This window comes from Nocardia miyunensis NBRC 108239, from assembly GCF_001613065.1.
Classification (GTDB): domain Bacteria; phylum Actinomycetota; class Actinomycetes; order Mycobacteriales; family Mycobacteriaceae; genus Nocardia; species Nocardia miyunensis.
On the sequence record NZ_BDBQ01000191.1, the window covers coordinates 1 to 1357 of the forward strand.

Genomic DNA, 1357 nt, shown 5'->3' on the forward strand with positions numbered 1-1357 from the left:
TGAAATTCCCCACTGACGCTCACTGAAATTCCCCATTTGTCCCGTGTGGCTCCGCCGTGAAGGGCGGGCCTCCTCCGAATCGAGGGCATCAGCCCGCGCACGTTCAAAGTCCGTACGACGCTGGTGGATCCGGAGGCGTCGTTTCCGCCGGATCTGGTGTCACGGGTGTTCGATCAGGGGCGGCCGGACGCGGTGTGGACCACTGACTTTACGTACCTGACCTGCGGTGAGGGTGACATGTATTTATGTGCCATCCGAGACGGGCATACCCGGCGGGTGCTCGGACACGCCGTGGCCGACCACATCGGCGCCGATGTGGTCGAGACCGCGATCGAGCAGGCCGTGGCGGTGCGCGGCGGCGACGTGCACGGCACGATCCTGCACTCGGACCGTGGCGGCGAATTCACCGCGGGTCTGACCGTGAAAGCCTGTGCTCGCCACGGTCTGCGCCGGTCGATGGGCGCTACTGGCATATGCTGGGACAACAGCCCCGCCGAATCGCTGTGGTCGACCTTCAAGCACGAGTTCTACTACCGGCACACCTTCACAACCAAGACCGAACTCGTTGCCGCAGTTGACAAATGGATCATACGCTACAACACTACGAGAAGACACTCTGCGATCGGCGGCATCAGCCCCATCCATTACGAGCAGTCCCTCATGGCAACCGCAGCGAACGCTGCGTGACCAACTGTCCACGGTTCGGGGGGAACCTCAAAGCGCGCCTTCGACCCAGTCGACCTCGAAACCGTCAGCCGTTTCCTGATGGCCAACAGTGCACCGTCGGCCCGCTGAGACAGCCTCACCATCCGGTCACCGCCAACCAGCGATCGGTGGTGACGTTTTCTCAGGCCCGGCCGATCCGGACGACTGTGAGGTCCCCGGTGTTGACGTGGACCGGCGCAGACCGGCCGGTTCGTATACCCTCCTCCGGGTCCACTTCGGAAGAGGGCGATCCGGCGTGGCTCGCACTCTTCTTCGCGTCGATGGTTGTATGGGGTAGAGATGGCGAGTAGCGATGTCGAGCTGGCAGTTCGTTGGTGGCAGTGGGCGATGTCGGTGCCGAACGCCAAGAACCCGGTAGTGGACAAGACCGGAGAGTTCGCCGCGATCGACCAGCCGACGGATATCTGGTTCCTGGCAGGCACCTTCGGCGGACGAGTCGAGCGGCGTTGCACGATTCCGCACAGCCGGCCGATCTTCTTCCCGGCTTTCAACATGTTCCAGAAGGTTCCGGACGGATTCTTCGCGCGCGGCGAGGTACCGGTGGCACCCGCGGCGTCCGGTCACGCCGCATTGAACGGGGTCCCACTGCCCGTGCGAGCAGTGACCAACGACAAGGCATTCCGGATCACGG

2 protein-coding genes are annotated in these 1357 nt (G+C 63.5%); both read left to right on the plus strand.

Features of this window, described 5'->3' with window-relative positions:
• The first annotated feature begins 87 nt into the window (after window positions 1–87).
• Window positions 88–687, plus strand: coding sequence for an IS3 family transposase (locus tag NM2_RS46920; protein WP_281182995.1), 600 nt, complete (start codon window positions 88–90; stop codon window positions 685–687).
• A 318-nt stretch (window positions 688–1005) separates the two neighbouring features.
• Window positions 1006–1357 (plus strand): hypothetical protein (locus NM2_RS46925; protein WP_218026145.1); only part of this gene is annotated, 352 nt, incomplete at its 3' end.